General features: G+C 48.3%; 3 protein-coding genes, 10 tRNA genes and 3 rRNA genes. 2 read left to right on the top strand and 14 right to left on the bottom strand.

Going from position 1 to position 7,313, the window contains the following annotated elements; translation table 11 throughout:
- Positions 1-189 (top strand): hypothetical protein (locus WI697_RS27260; protein WP_345960665.1); only part of this gene is annotated, 189 nt, incomplete at its 5' end.
- Here the strand turns inward: WI697_RS27260 and WI697_RS27255 are convergent.
- The 14 genes from WI697_RS27255 to WI697_RS27190 all read right to left on the bottom strand — a co-directional run bounded on the left by WI697_RS27255 (position 177) and on the right by WI697_RS27190 (position 7,024).
- A tRNA-Ala gene (locus WI697_RS27255) sits at positions 177-252 on the bottom strand. The two genes, WI697_RS27260 and WI697_RS27255, sit on opposite strands and share 13 nt — an antisense overlap.
- An 8-nt stretch (positions 253-260) precedes the next feature.
- Positions 261-337: transfer RNA gene (locus WI697_RS27250), tRNA-Pro, on the bottom strand.
- A gap of 7 nt (positions 338-344) precedes the next feature.
- A tRNA-Arg gene (locus WI697_RS27245) sits at positions 345-421 on the bottom strand.
- Positions 422-445: 24 nt separating this feature from the next.
- Positions 446-534 (bottom strand) — tRNA-Leu (locus WI697_RS27240).
- Between the two features lie 5 nt (positions 535-539).
- Positions 540-614 (bottom strand) — tRNA-Gly (locus WI697_RS27235).
- An 8-nt stretch (positions 615-622) separates the two neighbouring features.
- Positions 623-707, bottom strand: a tRNA-Leu gene (locus WI697_RS27230).
- Between the two features lie 29 nt (positions 708-736).
- A tRNA-Lys gene (locus WI697_RS27225) sits at positions 737-812 on the bottom strand.
- A gap of 35 nt (positions 813-847) precedes the next feature.
- Positions 848-923: transfer RNA gene (locus WI697_RS27220), tRNA-Thr, on the bottom strand.
- A gap of 123 nt (positions 924-1,046) precedes the next feature.
- Positions 1,047-1,122, bottom strand: a tRNA-Val gene (locus WI697_RS27215).
- A 12-nt stretch (positions 1,123-1,134) separates the two neighbouring features.
- A 5S ribosomal RNA gene (gene rrf / locus WI697_RS27210) occupies positions 1,135-1,251 on the bottom strand.
- Between the two features lie 103 nt (positions 1,252-1,354).
- A 23S ribosomal RNA gene (locus WI697_RS27205) occupies positions 1,355-4,290 on the bottom strand.
- A gap of 194 nt (positions 4,291-4,484) precedes the next feature.
- Positions 4,485-6,036 (bottom strand): 16S ribosomal RNA (locus tag WI697_RS27200).
- Together the 16S, 23S and 5S rRNA genes with 10 tRNA genes alongside form the textbook arrangement of a ribosomal RNA operon.
- Positions 6,037-6,344: 308 nt before the next feature.
- Positions 6,345-6,419, bottom strand: a tRNA-Asn gene (locus WI697_RS27195).
- Between the two features lie 128 nt (positions 6,420-6,547).
- The gene (locus WI697_RS27190) at positions 6,548-7,024 is read right to left on the bottom strand and encodes a SprT family protein (protein ID WP_148971301.1); all 477 of its coding nucleotides are present in this window, start codon (positions 7,022-7,024) and stop codon (positions 6,548-6,550) included.
- Positions 7,025-7,173: 149 nt separating this feature from the next.
- Between WI697_RS27190 and cmpA the strand changes: the two genes are divergently transcribed.
- A complete protein-coding gene (cmpA, locus tag WI697_RS27185) occupies positions 7,174-7,287 on the top strand; it encodes a cortex morphogenetic protein CmpA (protein WP_113970254.1) in 114 nt (37 codons plus the stop codon).
- The last annotated feature ends 26 nt before the right edge of the window (positions 7,288-7,313 follow it).

The following is a 7,313-nucleotide window of genomic DNA, read 5'->3' as shown; positions in this document are numbered from 1 at the left end:
CCACCGTGCGCCCTTCATAACTTAACCGAATTGGTTGTTACATCAGGTTTAAAACCTAAAATGGCGATACTCGGTAATTTCTTGACAATCAATTTATCTTTATCTAGTTTTCAAAGAACAATCATGTGTCTCGTAAGAGACATTATGGATGAATATTTTGCTTCCGCAAAAATTCTTGGTGGAGCCTAGCGGGATCGAACCGCTGACCTCCTGCGTGCAAAGCAGGCGCTCTCCCAGCTGAGCTAAGGCCCCAAATAAGGTGGTCGGGAAGACAGGATTCGAACCTGCGACCCCTTGGTCCCAAACCAAGTGCTCTACCAAGCTGAGCTACTTCCCGATCTATATGGCGCGCCCGAGAGGAGTCGAACCCCTAACCTTTTGATCCGTAGTCAAACGCTCTATCCAATTGAGCTACGGGCGCTAAATGATTTTTTATAAGAAACAATGGTGCCGAGGACCGGAATCGAACCGGTACGGTAGTCACCTACCGCAGGATTTTAAGTCCTGTGCGTCTGCCAGTTCCGCCACCCCGGCAAGTCTGGAGCGGAAGACGGGATTCGAACCCGCGACCCCCACCTTGGCAAGGTGGTGTTCTACCACTGAACTACTTCCGCGAAATAAATGGTGCGGGTGAAGGGACTTGAACCCCCACGCCTTGCGGCGCCAGATCCTAAGTCTGGTGCGTCTGCCAATTCCGCCACACCCGCATAGATGATTTTGCTTTTGCAAAAATCTTTGGTGAGCCATGAAGGATTCGAACCTTCGACCCTCTGATTAAAAGTCAGATGCTCTACCAACTGAGCTAATGGCTCTCAAAATAAAAAAATGACACAAAATAAAAAAACAATGGTGCCGGCAAGAGGACTTGAACCCCCAACCTACTGATTACAAGTCAGTTGCTCTACCAGTTGAGCTACACCGGCATATTTAATTGATTTGCTTTTAGATGAAGACTACTTATTAGGAAGTTGTTTCACTGAAGCAGATTAAGGAAAGATATCACTGGTGTAAAGTGCTGTAGTTTATTTCATTTGCATAAAGAAACATGGTGGAGGATGACGGGATCGAACCGCCGACCCTCTGCTTGTAAGGCAGATGCTCTCCCAGCTGAGCTAATCCTCCGTAATATATATCGCCTGGCGACGTCCTACTCTCACAGGGGGAGATCCCCCAACTACCATCGGCGCTGAAGAGCTTAACTTCCGTGTTCGGCATGGGAACGGGTGTGACCTCTTCGCCATTGTCACCAGACGAATATTCAATTGAAGGGTTGTTCCTTCAAAACTAGATAAAGAATTGATGTCAAGAAAGCCGAATATCGACCAATTGTTGTTCATTTCATAAATGACTCTTTGTGGTTAAGTCCTCGATCGATTAGTATCAGTCAACTCCACATGTCGCCATGCTTCCATCTCTGACCTATCTACCTAGTCATCTTCTAGGGATCTTACTCACTTACGTGATGGGAAATCTCATCTCGAGGGGGGCTTCATGCTTAGATGCTTTCAGCACTTATCCCTTCCGCACATAGCTACCCAGCGATGCCTTTGGCAAGACAACTGGTACACCAGCGGTGCGTCCATCCCGGTCCTCTCGTACTAAGGACAGCTCCTCTCAAATTTCCTGCGCCCACGACGGATAGGGACCGAACTGTCTCACGACGTTCTGAACCCAGCTCGCGTACCGCTTTAATGGGCGAACAGCCCAACCCTTGGGACCGACTACAGCCCCAGGATGCGATGAGCCGACATCGAGGTGCCAAACCTCCCCGTCGATGTGGACTCTTGGGGGAGATAAGCCTGTTATCCCCGGGGTAGCTTTTATCCGTTGAGCGATGGCCCTTCCATGCGGAACCACCGGATCACTAAGCCCGACTTTCGTCCCTGCTCGACTTGTAGGTCTCGCAGTCAAGCTCCCTTGTGCCTTTACACTCTGCGAATGATTTCCAACCATTCTGAGGGAACCTTTGGGCGCCTCCGTTACTCTTTAGGAGGCGACCGCCCCAGTCAAACTGCCCACCTGACACTGTCTCCCACCCCGATAAGGGGCGCGGGTTAGAATTTCAATACAGCCAGGGTAGTATCCCACCGATGCCTCCACCGAAGCTGGCGCTCCGGCTTCCAAGGCTCCTACCTATCCTGTACAAGCTGTACCAAAATTCAATATCAGGCTACAGTAAAGCTCCACGGGGTCTTTCCGTCCTGTCGCGGGTAACCTGCATCTTCACAGGTACTATAATTTCACCGAGTCTCTCGTTGAGACAGTGCCCAGATCGTTACGCCTTTCGTGCGGGTCGGAACTTACCCGACAAGGAATTTCGCTACCTTAGGACCGTTATAGTTACGGCCGCCGTTTACTGGGGCTTCGATTCGCACCTTCGCTTGCGCTAAGCACTCCTCTTAACCTTCCAGCACCGGGCAGGCGTCAGCCCCTATACTTCGCCTTACGGCTTCGCAGAGACCTGTGTTTTTGCTAAACAGTCGCCTGGGCCTATTCACTGCGGCTCTCTCGGGCTTGCACCCTACCAGAGCACCCCTTCTCCCGAAGTTACGGGGTCATTTTGCCGAGTTCCTTAACGAGAGTTCTCTCGCTCACCTTAGGATTCTCTCCTCGCCTACCTGTGTCGGTTTGCGGTACGGGCACCTTTTTCCTCGCTAGAGGCTTTTCTTGGCAGTGTGGAATCAGGAACTTCGCTACTATAATTCGCTCGCTATCACAGCTCAGCCTTCACGATGATGGGATTTGCCTCATCATCAGCCTAACTGCTTAGACGCACATATCCAGCAGTGCGCTTACCCTATCCTCCTGCGTCCCCCCATTGCTCAAACGGAAAAGAGGTGGTACAGGAATATCAACCTGTTGTCCATCGTCTACGCCTATCGGCCTCGACTTAGGTCCCGACTAACCCTGAGCGGACGAGCCTTCCTCAGGAAACCTTAGGCATTCGGTGGATGGGATTCTCACCCATCTTTCGCTACTCATACCGGCATTCTCACTTCTAAGCACTCCACCAGTCCTTACGGTCTAGCTTCGCAGTCCTTAGAACGCTCTCCTACCACTGACACCTAGAGGTGTCAATCCACAGCTTCGGTGATACGTTTAGCCCCGGTACATTTTCGGCGCAGAGTCACTCGACCAGTGAGCTATTACGCACTCTTTAAATGGTGGCTGCTTCTAAGCCAACATCCTGGTTGTCTAAGCAACTCCACATCCTTTTCCACTTAACGTATACTTTGGGACCTTAGCTGGTGGTCTGGGCTGTTTCCCTTTCGACTACGGATCTTATCACTCGCAGTCTGACTCCCATGGATAAGTCTTTGGCATTCGGAGTTTGTCTGAATTCGGTAACCCGATGAGGGCCCCTAGTCCAAACAGTGCTCTACCTCCAAGACTCTTACACATGAGGCTAGCCCTAAAGCTATTTCGGAGAGAACCAGCTATCTCCAAGTTCGATTGGAATTTCTCCGCTACCCACACCTCATCCCCGCACTTTTCAACGTGCGTGGGTTCGGACCTCCATTCAGTGTTACCTGAACTTCATCCTGGACATGGGTAGATCACCTGGTTTCGGGTCTACGACCACATACTCAATTCGCCCTATTCAGACTCGCTTTCGCTGCGGCTCCGTCTCATCGACTTAACCTTGCATGGGATCGTAACTCGCCGGTTCATTCTACAAAAGGCACGCCATCACCCGTTAACGGGCTCTGACTACTTGTAGGCACACGGTTTCAGGTTCTATTTCACTCCCCTTCCGGGGTGCTTTTCACCTTTCCCTCACGGTACTGGTTCACTATCGGTCACTAGGGAGTATTTAGCCTTGGGAGATGGTCCTCCCAGCTTCCGACGGGATTTCACGTGTCCCGCCGTACTCAGGATCCACTCAAGAGGGAATGAAGTTTCAACTACAGGGTTGTTACCTTCTTTGACGAGCCTTTCCAGACTTCTTCGTCTACTTCATTCCTTTGTAACTCCGTATAGAGTGTCCTACAACCCCAAGAGGCAAGCCTCTTGGTTTGGGCTACATCCCGTTTCGCTCGCCGCTACTCAGGGAATCGCAATTGCTTTCTCTTCCTCCAGGTACTTAGATGTTTCAGTTCCCTGGGTCTGCCTTCCATACTCTATGTATTCAAGTAAGGATATTGTTCCATTACGAACAATGGGTTCCCCCATTCGGAAATCTCTGGATCAAAGCTCACTTACAGCTCCCCAAAGCATATCGGTGTTAGTCCCGTCCTTCGTCGGCTCCTAGTGCCAAGGCATCCACCGTGCGCCCTTCATAACTTAACCGAATTGGTTGTTACATCAGGTTTAAAACCTAAAATGGCGATACTCGGTAATTTCTTGACTATCAATTTATCTTTATCTAGTTTTCAAAGAACAAACACATTTTGATCTCGTAAGAGACAAAAAGTTTTGATGGTTGAACCATCAAAACTGAACAAAACTTCGACTGTCAAACGTTTTAGTTAAATCTTCCTTAGAAAGGAGGTGATCCAGCCGCACCTTCCGATACGGCTACCTTGTTACGACTTCACCCCAATCATCTGTCCCACCTTAGGCGGCTGGCTCCAAAAGGTTACCTCACCGACTTCGGGTGTTACAAACTCTCGTGGTGTGACGGGCGGTGTGTACAAGGCCCGGGAACGTATTCACCGCGGCATGCTGATCCGCGATTACTAGCGATTCCAGCTTCATGTAGGCGAGTTGCAGCCTACAATCCGAACTGAGAACGGTTTTATGGGATTGGCTAAACCTCGCGGTCTTGCTGCCCTTTGTACCGTCCATTGTAGCACGTGTGTAGCCCAGGTCATAAGGGGCATGATGATTTGACGTCATCCCCACCTTCCTCCGGTTTGTCACCGGCAGTCATCTTAGAGTGCCCAACTGAATGCTGGCAACTAAGATCAAGGGTTGCGCTCGTTGCGGGACTTAACCCAACATCTCACGACACGAGCTGACGACAACCATGCACCACCTGTCACTCTGTCCCCCGAAGGGGAAAGCCCTATCTCTAGGGTTGTCAGAGGATGTCAAGACCTGGTAAGGTTCTTCGCGTTGCTTCGAATTAAACCACATGCTCCACCGCTTGTGCGGGCCCCCGTCAATTCCTTTGAGTTTCAGTCTTGCGACCGTACTCCCCAGGCGGAGTGCTTAATGCGTTAGCTGCAGCACTAAGGGGCGGAAACCCCCTAACACTTAGCACTCATCGTTTACGGCGTGGACTACCAGGGTATCTAATCCTGTTTGCTCCCCACGCTTTCGCGCCTCAGTGTCAGTTACAGACCAGAAAGTCGCCTTCGCCACTGGTGTTCCTCCAAATATCTACGCATTTCACCGCTACACTTGGAATTCCACTTTCCTCTTCTGCACTCAAGTTCCCCAGTTTCCAATGACCCTCCACGGTTGAGCCGTGGGCTTTCACATCAGACTTAAGGAACCACCTGCGCGCGCTTTACGCCCAATAATTCCGGACAACGCTTGCCACCTACGTATTACCGCGGCTGCTGGCACGTAGTTAGCCGTGGCTTTCTGGTTAGGTACCGTCAAGGTACCGCCCTATTCGAACGGTACTTGTTCTTCCCTAACAACAGAGTTTTACGATCCGAAAACCTTCATCACTCACGCGGCGTTGCTCCGTCAGACTTTCGTCCATTGCGGAAGATTCCCTACTGCTGCCTCCCGTAGGAGTCTGGGCCGTGTCTCAGTCCCAGTGTGGCCGATCACCCTCTCAGGTCGGCTACGCATCGTCGCCTTGGTGAGCCGTTACCTCACCAACTAGCTAATGCGCCGCGGGTCCATCTGTAAGTGATAGCTAAAAGCCACCTTTCAACATTTCCTCATGCGAGGAAATGAGTTATCCGGTATTAGCCCCGGTTTCCCGGAGTTATCCCAGTCTTACAGGCAGGTTACCCACGTGTTACTCACCCGTCCGCCGCTGACTGATGGGAGCAAGCTCCCATCAATCCGCTCGACTTGCATGTATTAGGCACGCCGCCAGCGTTCGTCCTGAGCCAGGATCAAACTCTCCGATAAAAGTTTGAATAGCTCTTTAAAATAAATCTAGAATTAACGTTGACGTATTGTCTTGTTTTGTTCAGTTTTCAAGGTTCAATGTGTAGGTGCTTCTCTTGAAGCGACCCTTACTATGTTACACGATCATTCATTTGATGTCAACAACTTTTTTGAAATAGTTTCGATCAAGTTTATCGTGTTTTTTTGTTGGTTGTCCGTTTGCGGCAACAAACAATACTTTACCAGTTAACTTCGCAGAAGTCAACTTCTTTTTAAAACTTCCTCAAAAAAAGAGGATGTCTTTCCATTAACCTTCATAAAGAAGATAATGGCTCCGCAGGCAAGATTCGAACTTGCGACCGATCGGTTAACAGCCGATAGCTCTACCACTGAGCTACTGCGGAACGTAAAGTATCTTTTGCTTAACTCGTCTTATCGACTCTTTAGATTATAATGACTCAGCTATTTATTGTCAACTACTTTCAAGCACTTTTCATCAAAAAAAGATGATGGTAATCAAGAGAATAACCACTCAAGATTTGTCTTCCTTCATAATAACTTCCTTCACTAATTTAAGCCTGCCTTTACAACGCCCACATACATATTTTCTTAAATTGATCTTCCTTCTTCTTTTAAACTCCAGACCACACTTCGAGCACTCATAAATCAAATACCTTCTTCTATTATTCACACTCGTTAATATTGAACAATGTCTTGGACCCCCAACTTCATTTAGAAGTCTCTTAAAATCTTCATCTCCATGCTTATATCCTTTACCTTCAATATGTAAATGATAATGACACAACTCATGTTTAATGATTCCTATTAATTCATCCATACCATGCTCGTCTAAATATTTACGATTAATATCGATATTATGACTGCCTAACATATACCTTCCCCCAGTGGTTCTTAACCTTGGGTTGAAATATGCCTTATGAAGAAAAGGCTTATGAAAAGATTGAATGGAAATTTTTTCAACAAGAAATTGCAACTCCGCGTCCGTCATTTGAAATCCTTCTTTCTTAATTAGAACATGACAACCTATTATAGCATAAACTAGATATCACCCTTACTGTTTCAGCATGACAAAATACTCCAAGGAATGTCACCACATGGATTCAACTGGCACTTTCTTAGAGATAAGGAGGTTACCCCATGCCTAACTGGCTTGTGAATCAATTGAGGAGAGCCTATTTTGAGAAGGATCGATATCAAATCAAACTTCTTAATCAATGCTGGTATTTTTACCGTAAGAAGAACAGCTCTTAAGTATGGACATCCATCATAGCCCATCC

This window comes from Tistrella mobilis, assembly GCF_039634785.1.
Classification (GTDB): Bacteria; Pseudomonadota; Alphaproteobacteria; order Tistrellales; family Tistrellaceae; genus Tistrella; species Tistrella mobilis.
Note: the sequence above shows the minus strand (reverse complement) of the source record. Positions and strands in the feature narration are given on the sequence as shown.

Excerpts from the sequence above, each read along its gene's own strand:
- WI697_RS27190 (WP_148971301.1), bottom strand. The coding sequence starts at position 7,024 with ATGACGGACGCGGAGTTGCAATTTCTTGTTGAAAAAATTTCCATTCAA.
- cmpA (WP_113970254.1), top strand. The coding sequence starts at position 7,174 with ATGCCTAACTGGCTTGTGAATCAATTGAGGAGAGCCTATTTTGAGAAG.